The organism is Roseibium sp. MMSF_3412, from assembly GCF_030733265.1.
Taxonomy (GTDB): domain Bacteria; phylum Pseudomonadota; class Alphaproteobacteria; order Rhizobiales; family Stappiaceae; genus Roseibium.
Map to the genome: position 1 here is coordinate 330,464 of NZ_JASHJI010000003.1, position 16,121 is coordinate 346,584.

The 16,121-nt window shown below is 60.7% G+C and carries 15 protein-coding genes; 10 read left to right on the forward strand and 5 right to left on the reverse strand.

The window, feature by feature from the left end; genetic code table 11:
* Positions 1-3: 3 nt before the first annotated feature.
* From RBB49_RS07780 to RBB49_RS07795, 4 genes are all read right to left on the reverse strand, one after another.
* The gene (locus RBB49_RS07780) at positions 4-1,092 is read right to left on the reverse strand and encodes an ABC transporter ATP-binding protein (protein WP_306142148.1); all 1,089 of its coding nucleotides are present in this window, start codon (positions 1,090-1,092) and stop codon (positions 4-6) included.
* A gap of 7 nt (positions 1,093-1,099) precedes the next feature.
* On the reverse strand, positions 1,100-1,966 hold the full coding sequence (locus RBB49_RS07785; protein ID WP_306142149.1) for a carbohydrate ABC transporter permease: 867 nt from the start codon (positions 1,964-1,966) through the stop codon (positions 1,100-1,102).
* Positions 1,967-1,969: 3 nt separating this feature from the next.
* Positions 1,970-2,866: a carbohydrate ABC transporter permease gene (locus tag RBB49_RS07790; RefSeq protein ID WP_306142150.1), complete on the reverse strand. Its 897-nt coding sequence runs from the start codon at positions 2,864-2,866 to the stop codon at positions 1,970-1,972.
* A 102-nt stretch (positions 2,867-2,968) separates the two neighbouring features.
* A complete protein-coding gene (locus RBB49_RS07795; protein ID WP_306142151.1) occupies positions 2,969-4,276 on the reverse strand; it encodes an extracellular solute-binding protein in 1,308 nt (435 codons plus the stop codon).
* 116 nt (positions 4,277-4,392) lie between these two features.
* Here RBB49_RS07795 and RBB49_RS07800 point away from each other — a divergent pair, with 116 nt between their 5' ends.
* The 9 genes from RBB49_RS07800 to glnT all read left to right on the forward strand — a co-directional run bounded on the left by RBB49_RS07800 (position 4,393) and on the right by glnT (position 13,699).
* Positions 4,393-5,229 (forward strand): amidohydrolase, encoded by an 837-nt coding sequence (locus RBB49_RS07800; RefSeq protein WP_306142152.1) that lies wholly within the window; start codon positions 4,393-4,395, stop codon positions 5,227-5,229.
* 49 nt (positions 5,230-5,278) lie between these two features.
* Positions 5,279-6,088: an IclR family transcriptional regulator gene (locus RBB49_RS07805; protein ID WP_306142153.1), complete on the forward strand. Its 810-nt coding sequence runs from the start codon at positions 5,279-5,281 to the stop codon at positions 6,086-6,088.
* Between the two features lie 33 nt (positions 6,089-6,121).
* The gene (locus tag RBB49_RS07810; RefSeq protein ID WP_306142154.1) at positions 6,122-7,264 is read left to right on the forward strand and encodes an extracellular solute-binding protein; all 1,143 of its coding nucleotides are present in this window, start codon (positions 6,122-6,124) and stop codon (positions 7,262-7,264) included.
* 1 nt (position 7,265) lies between these two features.
* Positions 7,266-8,387: a CaiB/BaiF CoA-transferase family protein gene (locus RBB49_RS07815; RefSeq protein WP_306142155.1), complete on the forward strand. Its 1,122-nt coding sequence runs from the start codon at positions 7,266-7,268 to the stop codon at positions 8,385-8,387.
* A gap of 207 nt (positions 8,388-8,594) precedes the next feature.
* Positions 8,595-9,287, forward strand: a complete 693-nt coding sequence (locus RBB49_RS07820) for an XRE family transcriptional regulator (protein WP_306142386.1) — start codon at positions 8,595-8,597, stop codon at positions 9,285-9,287.
* Positions 9,288-9,415: 128 nt separating this feature from the next.
* Complete coding sequence (locus RBB49_RS07825; RefSeq protein ID WP_306142156.1) at positions 9,416-10,312, forward strand: glutamine amidotransferase family protein; 897 nt, start codon at positions 9,416-9,418, stop codon at positions 10,310-10,312.
* Between the two features lie 2 nt (positions 10,313-10,314).
* On the forward strand, positions 10,315-11,001 hold the full coding sequence (locus tag RBB49_RS07830) for a GXGXG domain-containing protein (protein WP_306142157.1): 687 nt from the start codon (positions 10,315-10,317) through the stop codon (positions 10,999-11,001).
* 9 nt (positions 11,002-11,010) lie between these two features.
* Positions 11,011-12,339 (forward strand): FMN-binding glutamate synthase family protein, encoded by a 1,329-nt coding sequence (locus RBB49_RS07835; RefSeq protein WP_306142158.1) that lies wholly within the window; start codon positions 11,011-11,013, stop codon positions 12,337-12,339.
* A gap of 52 nt (positions 12,340-12,391) precedes the next feature.
* The gene (glnT, locus tag RBB49_RS07840) at positions 12,392-13,699 is read left to right on the forward strand and encodes a type III glutamate--ammonia ligase (protein ID WP_306142159.1); all 1,308 of its coding nucleotides are present in this window, start codon (positions 12,392-12,394) and stop codon (positions 13,697-13,699) included.
* A gap of 51 nt (positions 13,700-13,750) precedes the next feature.
* Here glnT and RBB49_RS07845 read toward each other — a convergent pair whose 3' ends face one another.
* On the reverse strand, positions 13,751-14,740 hold the full coding sequence (locus RBB49_RS07845; RefSeq protein ID WP_306142160.1) for a GlxA family transcriptional regulator: 990 nt from the start codon (positions 14,738-14,740) through the stop codon (positions 13,751-13,753).
* Between the two features lie 116 nt (positions 14,741-14,856).
* Between RBB49_RS07845 and RBB49_RS07850 the strand changes: the two genes are divergently transcribed.
* Complete coding sequence (locus RBB49_RS07850; RefSeq protein WP_306142161.1) at positions 14,857-16,107, forward strand: sarcosine oxidase subunit beta family protein; 1,251 nt, start codon at positions 14,857-14,859, stop codon at positions 16,105-16,107.
* Positions 16,108-16,121 lie beyond the last annotated feature (14 nt).

Consider the following 16,121-nt stretch of genomic DNA (forward strand, 5'->3'; position numbering starts at 1 on the left):
CTTTTACCTCAGCGACTGCTGGCTGTTCGCATCAAACAAATGACAGCGTGTCAGGTCCAGTTGAAAGCGCAACTCTTCGCCGTCCGAAACAGGGCGTGGATTCAGCATCTTTGCCTGGACTTCCTTGCCGGCGAGCGATCCGAACAGGAGGGTTTCCGTACCCAGCGGTTCGGAAAGATCCACCTTCATGTCGAACTCGGTAAAGCCACCTTCCATCGGCATCGCATGCCCTGCGGGCATGAGATTGTCTGACCGGAACCCGAGTATGACCTCCTGGCCGTTCACGACCTTGCCGGAAAACGGATCGGGCACGGCGATCTGCGGGCCACCCTCAATGGCGATCTCACCGTCCGCGACCCGCCCGGCGAGAAGGTTCATCGGCGGCGAGCCGATAAACGTCGCGACAAAGGTATTGGCAGGCGTCTCGAACACCTCAAGCGGCGTGCCGACCTGTTCGATGTGACCATCGCGCATGATCACGATCCGGTCGGCCAGCGTCATCGCCTCCACCTGATCGTGCGTGACGTAGACGATTGTCGATTTGACCTTCTGGTGCAACTTCTTGATTTCGGTGCGCATTTGCGTCCGCAGCTTCGCATCGAGGTTCGACAGTGGTTCGTCGAAAAGAAACACGTCCGGATGCCGCACGATGGCGCGTCCCATCGCCACCCTTTGACGTTGTCCGCCGGAGAGCGCACCGGGCTTGCGGTCCATGTATTCCGAGAGGCTCAGGATCTGCGCCGCGGCCTCCACGGCCCGGTCGATCTCCTCTTGCGGCCGCTTTGCGATCTTGAGCGAGAAGCCGAGGTTTTCACGCACGGTCATGTGCGGATAAAGGGCGTAGTTCTGAAACACCATCGAGATGTTGCGGTTGCGCGGCGGCAGGTCGTTCACCACCCGCTCGCCGATGGAAATCTCGCCGTCCGAGATGGCTTCCAGACCCGCGATCATCCGGAGTGTCGTCGATTTTCCGCATCCCGAAGGTCCGACCAGCACGACGAACTCGTTGTCGTCGATTTCCAGATCAATGCCGTGAACGACCTGCAACGCGCCGTATTTCTTGACCACCTTCCGCAGGTTAACTTTCGCCATTTTGGTCTTATCCTTTGACGCCGCCGAAGGTCAGGCCGGCAATAAGGTGTTTCTGGACGAGGAAGGTGAGGATCAGCGCCGGTATGATCATCAGCACCGCAAGCGCGCACATCCCTCCCCAGTTGATGGTGAACTCGCTCGTGAAATCCCGAAGGCCGACCGGCATGGTCTTGGAAAAGGTCGACCGGGTCAGCTGGCTGGCGAGCGCGTATTCGTTCCAGCTTGTGAGGAAGGCGAAAATGCCGGCCGATGCGACACCCGCGCGGGCCACCGGAAACTCGACCTTCCAGAACGCCTGCCAGCGCGTGCAGCCGTCGATTTCCGCCGCCTCCGCGAGTTCGACCGGCACCTGGCGGAAGAAACCGTCGATCAGCCAGATCGTGAAGGGCACGTTAAGCGCCACATAGACCAAGATCAGCCCCATATGCGTATCGATCAGCCCCGTCTTGGCCATGACGATGAAGAGAGGCAGGGAGAGCGAAACGCCAGGGACCGCCCGCGTCAGCATCAGGCCGATGAAGATGGACGCCTTGCCCTTGAACCTGAACCGGGCAAAGGCATACCCGCCGGCCATGCCGACCAGGATCGCGATCAGTGTCGAAGTGACCGAAATGATCAGCGAGTTGGTGAAATACTGAAGCACCGGCACGCCGCCTTCGCCGACGGCGCCGAACATGGCGCGGTAATTGTCGAGGTTGAGGTCGCCCGGCACCCAGACCGGCGGTTTTGCCATGATCTCGACGGTCGGACGGAACGAGTTGAGGACCACCCACAGGCCCGGCACGCAGATGATGGCCATTGCAATGAACAGCGTTACGAAGTGCAGCACCTTCAGGAGGCGGGCCCGTATCCGGTATTGAAGATTTTCATTCATGTCTCAGCCCGCCATGCCAAGTTCGCTCCGCGCAGCGTTCAGCTTGCGGAAGAAGTAGATGGTGAAGAAGATCGCGAGAAAGATCGAGATGTAGCCCATCGCGTTTGCGTAGCCCATCTTGGCATCGACATAACCGGTCCTGCCGATCAGCGTCCAAAGCAGCTCGGTCCGGCGCGCGGGACCGCCATTCGTCATGATCTGGACGATGTCATAGGCGCGCGCGACATCGAGCGAACGGATCGCCAGCGCGATATAGATGAACGGCATGATGTAGGGCAGCGTAATGTGCCGGAAGCTTTGCCAGGGCGTACAGCCATCGACCTTCGCCGCCTCGATCGGGTCCCGAGGCACCGCGAACAGGCCGGCCAGGATCAGGATCGCGAACACCGATGTCGACGACCACATTTCGGCAACCAGGATCGAGAAGAAGGCGAGTTGCCCGTCAACCAGCCAGGGAATCGCGACGTTGGAGAGCCCGAGCGACTGCAGGGCATTGTTCACCAGGCCGACATTGTCGTTGAAGATGAACTTGAACTGGAACCCGACAAGGATCGGCGAGAACATCATCGGGAACATCATGACGGTGCGCAGGGTGCGCTGGCCATACGTGACCTTGTTGACCAGCAGCGCCAGGCCGAGACCCATCAGCATTTCAAGGTTGAGCGCAATTGTCAGCAGGAGGATCGTTCTTCCGAAGGCAGCCCAGAAATGCGCGCTCTCAATCGCCTTTTCATAGTTATAGGTGCCGATCCACTTGTAGAGCGTTTCGGGGCGCGTCAGCCGGTACGGCGTAAAACTTGAATAGAGCGACAGCAGCAGCGGGATCAGCACCACTGCCGAAAGGATGATGATCGCGGGCAGCAGCAGAACGAACCAGGGCGGTGGCCGGAAGCGTGACATTGCTTGCGTCCTTGAAAACGGGAAATTTCAGTGGAACCGTGATGCCGGGCCGCGCCCGGAAAGGGACCGGGGAACGTATCCCCCGGTCAATCGGCGGCACCGTCAGTAGACGCCGTTTTCCTGCATCATCTCGTCCACGGCTTCAGAGGCATCGCTCAACGCGTCGTCGATCGACTTGTCGCCAAGGATCGCGGCCTGAAGCTCGGGATAGATGAGGTTGGTCGCTTCGATCCAGTATGGCGTCTGTGGCGCCGGGAACGCATGCGAGGCGGCCGCCTGGAAAGCCTTGAGCACTTCGGTCCGGTAGGCGTCGCCTTCAGCCGAGGAGACAACATGGCCCCAGACGGCCGTCCGGGTCGGCAACGGACCGGCGGAGCTTTCCAGCTTCTGGCTGTCCTCGTTTGTCAACCAGGCAACCAGGGACGCCGCGGCTTCCTTGTTGTCGCAGGATTCCGTGACAGAAAAACCATGGTGCCCGGACCAGCCGGTGCGAACCCCGGCGGTGCCCGCAGGCTGCACCTTGACGCCGACATTGCCGGCGGCCTTGGAGGAGTCCTCTCCGTTGAAGAACCCGGCCCAGCCCGGCCAGTCCAGGTTCAGGGCAATCGTTCCGGACGCAAAGCCCTGACCGAGATCGTCCCAGAGATAGGAGGTCGTACCGGGAGGAACGGCGCCGGCCTCGTAAAGGTCGACGAACCACTTCAGCGCGCGTTTGCCGGCGTCTGAATTGAACGCAGGCGACCAATCGTCGTTGAAAAGCTGCCCGCCCTCGGCGATCACCAATTCGTAAAAGCGGCCGACGATGGCCTCGTCCTTGCCGGCATATTGCGTGCCGTAGAAATTCGGAGCGTCGGTGAAGAAGATCGCCTGTTCCTTGTACTCGTCCCAGGTGTCGGGCGGAGCCAGATCACGGCCGGTCTTCGCCTTGTAGGCGGCCTTGTTGTCGTCGTCCTCGTAGACGGATTTCAGGTAATAGAGCGCCGATACATCAAACTGCGCGCGCGGCAGCATGACCAGTGCGTCGCCGATCTTGGAGGCAGCGATATTCGACGGGACATACTCCGCGATGAAGTCGGCAGTGAGAAACGGCGTCAGGTCCGTGTAGAGGCTCGGATACTGGGACGCGAAGGAAGAGTGGTTGGAACCAACACACCAGCCGAGCGTGCCCGCGGCCAGGTCGGACTTGAATTCCTTGTCGAGTTCAAAGTGGTTTTTCTTCGAAATGACATCGACCTTCGCGCCGGTCTTTTCTTCCCATTCGCCGATACGGGCGTAAAGCGCTTCGTATTGCTGGCCACCGATCAACTTGGCCTGGAGTGTCACGCCGTCGAACTCACCGGCAGCAGCATTGCCGGCAACGGCCACCAGCGCGGTCGCGCATAGCAGCGATTTCAATCTCTGATTACCCATCTGTTCCTCCCGTTAATCGGCGAAGGTCAGCCCTGCGCTTCGCGTCAACAATTCATATATAAACTTGACTTTTATATTTAGTCAACGATTATCTGGAGAACGGGAGGACCCTCACCATGCTGTTCGATACACATCTGCACCTCATCTACCGGGACCGGCTGGATTATCCCTGGCTGAGCGATGTCGAGGCGCTGAACCGGGACAGCCGGTTCGACACCTATTCCCGCGACGCTGCGCGGCTCGGGATCGAGGGTTGCCTGCACATGGAAGTCGACGTTGCCGAGCCGCTGATCGAAGACGAAACCCGGATGATCGAAGAACTGATGGCCGAGCCGGAAAGCCTGTTGCGCGGCGCCATTTCCTCATGCCGGCCTGAGCACACGGATTTTCCGGCCTTTCTGGAGCGTGCTGCTAGCAATCCGAGCGTCAAGGGACTGCGGCGCGTTCTTCACGTCGTTCCTGACGAGACAAGCACGACGGCGACCTTCCGGGACAACATCAGGCGCATGGCGGGAACGGGATTGACGTTTGATCTGTGCGTCTTCCCCCGGCAACACAACCTCGCCCTCGAACTTGTCGATCATTGCCCCGATGTTCAGTTCGTTCTCGATCACTGCGGCGTCCCCGATGTCGCCGCGCAGTCCTTCGACCCCTGGCGCGAAGGCATAAAGGCACTTTCACAAAGACCGAACGTGGCCGCCAAGATTTCAGGGGTCATTGCCTATGGCGACCCGCAGTCGTGGACGCTTGAAGACATCAGACCCTATGTCGATGAAACCGCGGCGGCGTTCGGCTCGGACCGGATTGTCTGGGGATCCGACAGCCCTGTCTGCAATCTCGGAGGCGGTCTCGCGATCTGGGTGGCTGCCACCCATAATCTGACCGCAAGATGGTCCGATGACGAAAGGAACGCGCTTTACCGCAACAACGCTTGCAGGCTGTGGCACCTCTGAGGCACACAGTTCCTGTCTGCCTTATTGAATGCGAAACAAGGGGTGCCCGGTGTCGGAGAAAGTCAAGGACAACAAGGAAAGCGGCGAAGCCGACCCGAACCTGAAATACAGCGCGCCCGCTTTGTCGAAGGGGCTCGACATTCTGGAACTCCTGGCCGAGCAGTCGCAGGGGCTCAAGAAAGCGGAAATCGCCCAGGCGCTCAACCGTTCCATAAGCGAGATCTATCGCATGCTGGCGGTTCTGCAGAGCCGCGGCTACGTGATGCTTGACAGCACCAGCGAACGCTACTCCCTGACCATGCGCATGTTCGAGCTGTCCCATCGGTTTCCGCCGACGAAACGCCTGACGGCGGTGGCTGGCGAAATCATGGAAGAAACGGCGATCAGACTGAATCAGTCCGTGCACCTGGCGATCCTCAACGGCAGCGAGATTCTTGTCATTGCGCAGGTCGATCCGCCGGGGAACAACATCACCTCCGTGCGTCTCGGAGCCCGTGTGCCGATGGTGTTCACCTCGTCCGGCGCCTGCCTGAGTTATCAGATGACACGCGAAAGACGGGCGCAGTTGTGCTCGAAAAATCCGAATTTCACGGAAGAGGCGCTGGAGGTCTTTGAAGACACGGTGCGGCAGGCCGCCGAAACAGGTGTTTGCCAGAGCCCGTCCGCAATCATTCAGGGCGTCCACAACGTCTCCGTTCCCATCATCGGGTTTGGCGGAGAGGTCGCTGCCTCGCTGACGGTGCCCTTTGTCAGGCGGCTCATCAAGTCCAGCGATCCGGACATCGACGCGTGCAAGAAGGTGCTGATTGATGCCGGCACGGAAATCTCGAAAAAGATCGGTGCCGGAGCAGCCGTCTGAATTGAGTTTGGAAGAAACAGGAAAGACAAGAGCATGACCGGCGCGATCGCCCTCAAAGGAATGACCTGGTCGGACCCCCGCGGTTACGATCCGCTGATCGCGGCAACCACCGAGTTCGAGGCCGCAAATCCCGGCGTCTCGATCACCTGGGACAAGAGATCGCTGCAGGGTTTTGAAAGCACGCCTGTCGATGAACTTGCTGCCGAATACGATCTCATGATCATCGATCACCCTCATGTGGGAGCTGCGGCGCGGGAGGGCTGTCTGCTGGCGCTCGACGCATGCATACCGGAAGAAGACCTGACCGCGATTGCCAATGAAACGGTCGGCAAGAGCTACGCGAGTTACACGATAGACGGCCACCAATGGGCCCTGCCCGTGGATGCCGCCACGCAGGTGCAGGCGCATCGCCCGGACCTCGGCGGGCGGGCTCAGACCTGGGCGGATGTGAAGGAGGCGGCACGCGGCGGCGCGGTCATCCTGCCCATGCGGCCGCCGCATTGCCTCATGTGCGTCTATACGCTTGCCGCCAATGTCGGCCACCCCTGCGGATCGGACCGGGAGCGTCTGCTGCCGGGCGACATCGCCGAAGCCGTCTTTTCCGAACTGAAGGCCGTGACCGACCATATCGATCCGGACTGCTTCGAGATGGATCCGATCGCCGCTATGGACAGGCTGGCGCAAGACGGATCGTTGCGGCTGGCCCCGCTCACCTATCTCTACAAGGGCTACGCGAACGCAGGCTATCGTTCGCATCGCCTCGCCTTTACCGACATTCCGGTGCTCGGGCCTTTCGGGCCGGTCGGTTCCGCGCTCGGCGGAACCGGTCTCGCCATCTCCAGCCGGACCGCACATCCGGACATCTGCAGCCGGTTCGTCGCATGGGTTGCGGGCGCGGACTGCCAGTCCGGCATTTATGCGCAGGCAAACGGTCAGCCCGGCAATGCGGTTGCCTGGGCAAGCGCGGAGGTGAACGAGCCTGTTCTCAATGCCTACTGGAACACCAGGCTGACGCATGAGGCTGCCTGGCTGAGACCGCGCCATGACGGTTACATGGCCTTCCAGCAGGAAGGTTCGGAGATCGTCAATGCGGCCTTGACGGGCAAAACCGCTATCGATGACGCGATCAAGGCACTCGACGCGGCCTTCGCTTCCAGTTTCCAGGAGGATGGCTGACATGAGCAGCGCACCGCTTAAAGGCCTGAAGGTCGTCGATTTCAGCCAGTTCCTGGCCGGTCCCTATGCCACTCTGCGTCTTGCCGATCTGGGTGCGGACGTGATCAAGATCGAGCGCAGCGGCAAGGGCGATCTCTCCCGCTATCTTTACGTCTCGGATGTTCTCATCGACGGGGAGAGCACGATCTTCCACGCCATAAACCGGGGAAAGCGCTCCCTCGCACTTGATCTCAAGTCGGAAGCAGAACGGCAGAAGGTCTGGGAACTGATCGACGGCGCAGATGTGGTCGTGCAGAATTTCCGGCCCGGCGTCATCGAGCGGCTGGGTTTCGGCCCGAAGGAGGTCAGGCAACGGAACCCGCGCATCGTTTACGGCTCTGTCTCGGGCTACGGTGCCGACAATGACTGGGCTGCCCTGCCCGGTCAGGATCTGCTCGCGCAGGCACGCAGCGGCGTCATGTGGCTCACGGGCGCCGAACAGCACGGCCCGGTCGCCATCGGCCTTCCCGTCGCCGACGTCCTGGCCGGCGCGGCCCTTGCGCAGGGGATCCTGGCGCTTCTGGTCCGGCGCGGGATCACCGGTGAAGGCGGCGTTGTCGAAACCAGCCTGATCGAGGCGATCACCGATCTGCAGTTCGAACTCCTGTCCACCTTCCTGAATGACGGGCGGCAGATCCCGACCCGGCCGCGAAACAATCCTGCCCATGCCTATCTCGCCGCACCTTACGGCGTCTACCAGACAGCCGACGGCTATCTGGCGATTGCCATGAACGATCTCCATGACCTCTTTCATTGTCTTGAAATTGGGGCATCTCTTGAAGGTCTCGACCCGTTCCAGGATCGCGACATCATTGCCCGCATGCTTGCAGATCAACTCGCTTCGAGACCGACCGGAGCGTGGCTGAACAGAATGGACCAGGCGGGTCTGTGGGCCGCGCCCGTCATGGACTGGCACGGACTGGTCAACTCGGGAATTCTCCAGGAACTGGGCATGGTCGGCGAGACGCAACGCGGCAACAGGAGCTTCAACACGCTGTTGTCGCCCTTGCGGATTGACGGAGCCCGCCCTTCTGCGGCAGGCGCCGCTCCCTACCTGAGCGAAGAGCCGATCTCCTGGAGTTGACGGTCCCGCCAAGTCGCTGCCATCCCAGCAGGCCGGCGCGACGCGAGCCTTGACACAACGCGCCCCGATATCAGTATCTAGTGATCTTTCGCCAGCCGAAAGGTTGCCAGATCATGCGGGTCATCATTGTCAGACACGATCCGGCACCAACCTGAACTCGGAATTGATCACACCCTCATCTGCGCGCTCGGAAAGACCCTTGTTGAAATGAAGAAAAACGGAAAATCCGGGGAGAAGCCGTCCGGCAAAACGGGCGCAGCGCCAAAGGGTGCGCAGGTGAGCCTGACGCAAAATCCACACCAGGTGAGCGAGAAGCGGGAAAAGAAGCTGGAACTTGCCATCGGACGGGAAGTCCGCGAGCACCGCAAGCAACTCGGCATCACGGTTGCCGATCTTGCCTCGGCGACAGGCCTGTCGGTGGGCATGTTGTCGAAGCTCGAAAACGGCATGATTTCGCCGTCGCTCTCCACGCTGCAGTCGGTCTCCGGCGCGTTGGGTATCCCGATCACCGATCTCTTCAAGCGCTACGAAGAACCGCGCAATGCCGTCTTCGTCAAATCGGGAGAAGGTGTTGAGATCGAACGCAGGGGCACAAGGGCCGGGCATCAGTACAATCTTCTGGGACACATCGAGAGCAACACCAGTGGGGTCATCGTCGAGCCCTACGTGATCAGCCTGACGGAAGAATCGGATGTGTTTCCGACCTTCCAGCACCTGGGCACCGAACTGATCTACATGCTTCAGGGCAAGGTCATCTACCGTCACGGAGACGCGACCTACGAAATGGAGGCAGGCGACAGCCTCTTCTTTGACGCAGATGCACCGCATGGGCCCGAGGTTCTTGTCGATCTGCCGATCCGCTATTTGTCCGTCATTTCCTATCCGCAAAAATCCGCGTGAAAGGGATCGCGCCGGAACCCGGCTACAAATAAATTATTCCTTTCAGGAAAAATTTTTTCTTGATAGTTGAATCGCTCCCGATCGCCTGATAACGTCCGTGCGAATTCGAAACGGAGGTTATGCGCGCAATGTGCGGCATTGTTGGATTGTTTCTGAAAGACAAGACGCTCGAGCCGGAGCTGGGGCGGCTCCTGTCGGAAATGCTCGTCACGATGACAGGACGCGGACCGGACAGCGCCGGGATCGCCATCTATACGCATGGCACCGATGACCTGGGCAAGATAACCGTCCAGTCCCAGGACCCCAACACCGATTTCGCGGCGCTTGACGCAGACCTTTCGGAAGCGCTCGGAACAGAAGTCGACGTCAAGGTGAAATCCACACATGCCGTGATTTCACTTCCCGAAAACATGGTGTCCGAGGCACGTGCCACGGTGCAAGAGCTTCGGCCCGGCATCACGGTGATGAGTGCCGGCTCGAAGGTCGAAATCTTCAAAGAGGTCGGCCTGCCGAAAGATGTCGCCGCCCGTTTCGATATTGCGCAAATGGCGGGAAGCCACGGCATCGGCCACACCCGCATGGCGACGGAATCGGCGGTTACCACGAACGGCGCGCACCCGTTCTCCACCGGCCCCGACCAGTGTCTGGTGCACAACGGCTCGCTTTCCAATCACAACAATCTCCGCCGCGAACTCATCCGCGCGGGACAGACCTTCGAGACTGAAAACGACAGTGAGGTTGCAGCCGCCTACCTGTCGCACAAGCTCGACCGCGGCAGTTCGCTCGGCGAAGCGCTGGAAAGCGGCCTCAGCGATCTGGACGGGTTTTACACATTCGTGGTCGGCACGCAGTCCGGCTTCGGCGTTGTCCGCGATCCGATCGCCTGCAAACCCGCAGTGATGGCGGAAACCGACCGGTATGTGGCCTTCGGGTCCGAATACTGCGCCCTTGCCGACCTGCCGGGCATCGAGACAGCAAGGATCTGGGAACCCGAACCGGCAACCGTCTATTTCTGGGAGCATTGAACGTGCAAACCTTCGATCTGTCTGTCCAGCCGCTTCGCGAGCTCAACCAGGCCCTGCACGAAATCGGCGACGGCAGCAACGAAACGTCGTTTGAAGTCCTGAACCCGCGCGGCAGCCATGCGGTTGCCGTCGGCATCGACGCGCCGGTCGATGTCGATGTGCGCGGCAGCGTCGGTTACTACTGCGCCGGCATGAATTCCGAGGCCACCGTGACCGTCCATGGCAACGCCGGACCGGGCGTGGCCGAGAACATGATGTCCGGAACCGTGATCATCAAGGGCGACGCCAGCCAGTATGCCGGCGCGACCGGTCACGGCGGCCTTCTCGTCATTGAAGGCAACGCCTCCTCGCGTTGCGGCATCTCCATGAAGGGCATCGATATCGTGGTGAAGGGCGACATCGGGCACATGTCCGCGTTCATGGCCCAGGCCGGCAATCTGGTCGTCCTCGGCAATGCCGGCGACGCACTTGGGGATTCACTTTATGAGGCCACTCTCTTTGTGCGCGGCTCCGTTAAAAGCCTGGGTGCGGACTGCATCGCCAAGGACATGCGGCCGGAACACATCGAACTCCTGAGCGGCCTGCTCGAAAAGGCGGGCGTCAACGACGTGAAAGCGGAAGAATTCACCCGCTACGGTTCCGCCCGCCAGCTCTACAATTTCGACATCGACAACGCGGACGCGTATTGAGGGCCAGAAATGTCAACGAACAATCCGACCACGACACCGCGCCCGTCCGCAACATTTGACGACTACACCCTGTCGGAAATCCGCCGCGCGGCGGCAACCGGGATCTATGATATTCGCGGCGGCGGTGCGAAGCGCAAGGTTCCGCATTTCGACGATCTGCTCTTCCTGGGCGCGTCCATGTCGCGCTATCCGCTCGAAGGATACCGGGAAACCTGCAACACCAACGTCGTGCTCGGGTCCCGTTTCGCGAAAAAACCGATCGAACTGAAGATCCCGATTACCATTGCGGGCATGAGCTTCGGCTCCCTCTCCGGTCCGGCAAAGGAAGCCCTTGGCCGCGGCGCAACGCTTGCCGGAACCTCCACGACGACCGGCGACGGCGGCATGACCGAGGAAGAGCGCGGGCATTCCGAACTGCTCGTCTACCAGTACCTGCCGTCAAGATACGGAATGAATCCGCGCGATCTCAGACGCGCGGACGCGATCGAGGTCGTCGTTGGCCAGGGCGCGAAGCCGGGCGGCGGCGGCATGCTTCTGGGGCAGAAAATCTCCGACCGCGTTGCCGAGATGCGAACGCTTCCCAAGGGGATCGACCAGCGCTCGGCCTGCCGGCATCCGGACTGGACGGGCCCGGACGACCTGGAGATCAAGATCCACGAATTGCGCGAAATCACCGACTGGCAAAAGCCGATCTACGTCAAGATCGGTGGTGCGCGGCCGTACTACGACACGGCTCTTGCGGTGAAGGCCGGGGCGGATGTTGTCGTTCTCGACGGCATGCAGGGCGGGACGGCGGCCACCCAGGAAGTTTTCATCGAACATGTCGGCCAGCCGACGCTTGCCTGTATCCGTCCGGCGGTTCAGGCGCTTCAGGATCTCGGCATGCACCGGGAGGTTCAGCTGGTCATTTCCGGTGGCATCCGCAACGGGGCGGATGTGGCCAAGGCGCTCGCACTCGGCGCGGACGCGGTTTCCATTGGCTCCGCTGCGCTGGTCGCCATTGGCGACAACGATCCGCGCTGGGAAGAAGACTATCAGAAGCTCGGCACGACAGCCGGCGCCTATGACGACTGGCACGAGGGCCAGGACCCGGCAGGCATCTCCACCCAGGATCCCGATCTCATGAAGCGGGTCGATCCGGTTGCCGCGGGACGGAGGCTTGCCAATTATCTGAAAGTGATGACCCTGGAGACCCAGACGATCGCGCGCGCCTGCGGCAAGAACCACGTTCATAACCTGGAGCCGGAGGATCTGTGCGCGCTGACGATTGAATCGGCGGCAATGGCGGGCGTACCGCTGGCCGGAACCGACTGGATCCCGGGCAAGAAGACCTTCTAGGGTCAGGGACCATAAGAAAATACACCTTTCCAATCGGGAACGAGGAGTATCCATGAGCATCGATCTATCGCAGTTTGCCAGGGAGAAGGGGGTCAAGTACTTCATGATCTCCTTTACCGATCTCTTCGGCTACCAGCGCGCCAAGCTGGTTCCCGCTGCCGCCATAGCGGACATGCAGGCGGAAGGCGCCGGCTTCGCGGGTTTCGCAACCTGGCTGGACATGACCCCGGCGAATTCGGACCTGTTCGCGATCCCCGATGCGTCCTCGGTCATCCAGCTGCCCTGGAAGAAGGACGTCGCCTGGGTCGCGGCGGATTGCGTCATGGACGATGCGGAGGTCGAACAGGCCCCGCGCAACACGCTCAAGCGGCTGGTCGCAAGAGCCGGAACACAGGGCCTCAGGGTCAAGACCGGTGTCGAGGCCGAGTACTTTCTGATTTTGCCCGACGGATCGGAGATTTCCGATCCGCTCGATACGGCGGAAAAACCCTGTTACGACCAGCAGGCCGTCATGCGCCGATACGACGTCATTTCCGAAATCTGTGATTACATGCTGGAACTCGGGTGGGGCCCCTACCAGAACGATCACGAAGACGCCAACGGCCAGTTCGAGATGAACTGGGAATTCGACGACGCATTGCGCACGGCCGACAAGCATTCCTTCTTCAAGTTCATGGTAAAATCGGTCGCCGAAAAACACGGGCTTCGCGCGACCTTCATGCCCAAGCCGTTCAAGCACCTGACCGGCAACGGTTGCCATTGCCACGTCTCGGTCTGGAACGAGGCCGGGACGGAGAACGCCTTTGCCGATGAGACCATGGAACTCGGCCTTTCCGCTGACGGGTTGCATTTCCTCGGCGGCATCATGGCCCATGCGGAAAGCCTTGCCGCGATCACCAACCCGGTGGTGAATTCCTACAAGCGGATCAATGCGCCGCGCACCACGTCCGGCGCGACTTGGGCGCCGAACACGATCACATGGACCGGTAACAACCGCACCCACATGGTCCGCGTTCCGGGGCCTGGACGCTTTGAACTGCGCCTGCCGGATGGAGCAACCAATCCCTACCTGCTCCAGGCTGTCGTGATCGCGGCCGGTCTCAACGGACTGGAAAACAGGTCGGACCCGGGCAAGCGATACGACATCGACATGTATGCGGAAGGGCATCTGGTCAAGGATGCGCCGCGCCTGCCGCTGAACCTGCTCGACGCGTTGCGCGCCTATGACAGCGATGCGGTCCTGAAGGCCGCCATGGGTGAGGACTTCTCCGCAGCCTATCTGAAGCTGAAGAAAAACGAGTGGAATGCCTACGCATCGCATCTGACGGAGTGGGAGCGGCAGAACACACTCGATATCTGAGCGATACCAGACGGCTCCGGCGCTTTCCTGTCGCGCTGAAGCCGGCTGGCCTCACCCCGGGGATTTCACTTCGCTGATGAATTCGCTTGCTGCCTGCTTGCGGCGGTCGCGCGGCGTCATGCCGAGAGTCGTCCGGAATGCTTGTCCGAAATGGCTCTGGTTCGTGAACCCTGTGGCGAGCGCCACTTCCATGAAACTCAGCCGGGTTTTCCGGACAAGTTCGTCTGCCTTCTTCAGCCTCAGCTGCATGTAGACCTGCATGATCGGGCGGCCGAACTGCTCATCGAACCGGCGCTGCAACTGTCGCACTCCACTGCCGCTGAGCATCGCAATCTGTTCGAGAGACAACGGATCCGCGATATGCGTTTCCATTAATTCCACGGCAGCATCGACGCTCGCATGAAACGATTGCCTGCTATCTGCGAATTCAAGGCGCTGCGGGTCTTCCGCGCTTCGAATACCGGTGTGAATGAACCAGTCGCTGACGGACCGGGCAAGCTCTGCACCGTGATCAGAGCGGATGATGGCGTGCATCATGTCCAGCGGCGCGACCCCGCCTGCGCAGGTGTAGCGGTCCCGGTCGATCACGAACAGCCTGCGTTCCATCAGGAAGCGGTCATTCAGGGCCTGCAGCTCCTCGAAATATTCCCAATGCACCGTGAAGCGCCGGTTCTCCATTACACCGGCCTTCGCAAGATAAACGGCTCCGCCTGAGATCCCGCCGAGCGGAACGCCGCGTACGTTGAGCGCTCGCAGATGCGAAAAAATCATGCCGCTGGCCTGGGCCAGCGGGTCGCCACCTGCGACCACAAAAAGAACGTCGAAGTCGACGGCAGCTTTTGCCATTGGCTCGGTCTCAAAGGCACCGCCACAGGACGACGCGATCCAGCCGCCATCCTCGGAATACAGACGCGTGCGGTAGAGATTGCTGCCGCTCAGGAGATTTGCCGCCCGCAAGGGTTCTATCGCGGATGTCGCCGACATGAGCGCAAACCCCTCGATCAGGACAAATCCGACAGTTTTCTCTGACCCGGCAGTCATCCTCTATCCCTTCGGCCGCACTTCGCAATGTCATGGTTACAACAGAATATGTCACATTTTGAAGATTTTGTTTCTCGCATTCCGGCACACTTCGCAACAGAGAAAGCGAGGAAGCGGTGTCCTATTCAGGTTTCAGGGTCATTCGGGAGGCGCTGACGGGCCACAAGGGCTGGAAACCGGCCTGGCGCGACGCGAGCCCGCAATCCGGCTATGACATCGTCATTGTCGGCGGCGGCGGGCATGGTCTTGCAACGGCGCACTACCTTGCCAAGGTCTACAAGAAAACCCGCATTGCCGTCGTGGAAAAGGGCTGGATCGGTGGCGGCAATGTCGGCCGGAACACCACCATCATTCGCGCCAACTACCTGCTGCCGGGCAACGAACGCTTCTACAAGTTCTCGCTGGACCTCTGGGAGGGACTGGAACAGGACCTCAACTACAATGCCATGGTCAGCCAGCGCGGGATCATTAACCTGTTTCACACCGACGGGCAGCGCGATGCGTACCGGCGGCGCGGCAACGCCATGATCCTGCACGGAACCGATGCGGAACTCCTGGACGCGGACGCGGTCCGGCGCGAAGCACCGTTCCTGGACTTCGAAAATGCCCGGTTTCCCATCAAGGGCGCACTGATGCACCGCGGCGGCGGCACGGTTCGGCACGACGCGGTCGCCTGGGGTTATGCACGCTCCGCTGACCGGCACGGGGTGGATATCATCCAGAACTGCGAAGTCACGGGTTTCAGGATCGACGACGGCAAAGTGACGGGACTGGACACCACGCGCGGCTTTATCGGGGCGAAAAAGGTAGGTGTCGCGGTCGCCGGGTCCTCAGGCCGCGTCATGGCCCGGGCCGGACTGCGCCTTCCGATCGAAAGCCATGTGCTGCAGGCCTTTGTTTCAGAGGGTTTGAAGCCCCTGATCCCCGGCGTGATCACCTTTGGCGCAGGCCATTTCTATGTCAGCCAGTCCGACAAGGGCGGCCTTGTCTTCGGCGGCGATATCGACGGTTACAACTCCTATGCCCAGCGGGGGAACCTTCCCGTTGTCGAGGATGTATGCGAGGGCGGCATGGCGATCATGCCGATGATCGGGCGTGTGCGCCTGCTGCGCCAGTGGGGCGGCATCATGGACATGTCCATGGACGGGTCTCCGATCATCGACCAAACACCGGTAGAAGGTCTCTATTTCAATGGCGGCTGGTGTTACGGCGGCTTCAAGGCAACACCCGCCTCCGGCTTCACCTTTGCGCATCTTCTGGCGACGGACCAGCCGCACGAATGCGCGACAGCGTTCCGTTTTGACCGGTTCGAAACGGGCCTGATGATCGATGAAAAGGGGGTCGGCGCGCAGCCGAACCTCCACTGAGGGAAGGAAACCTG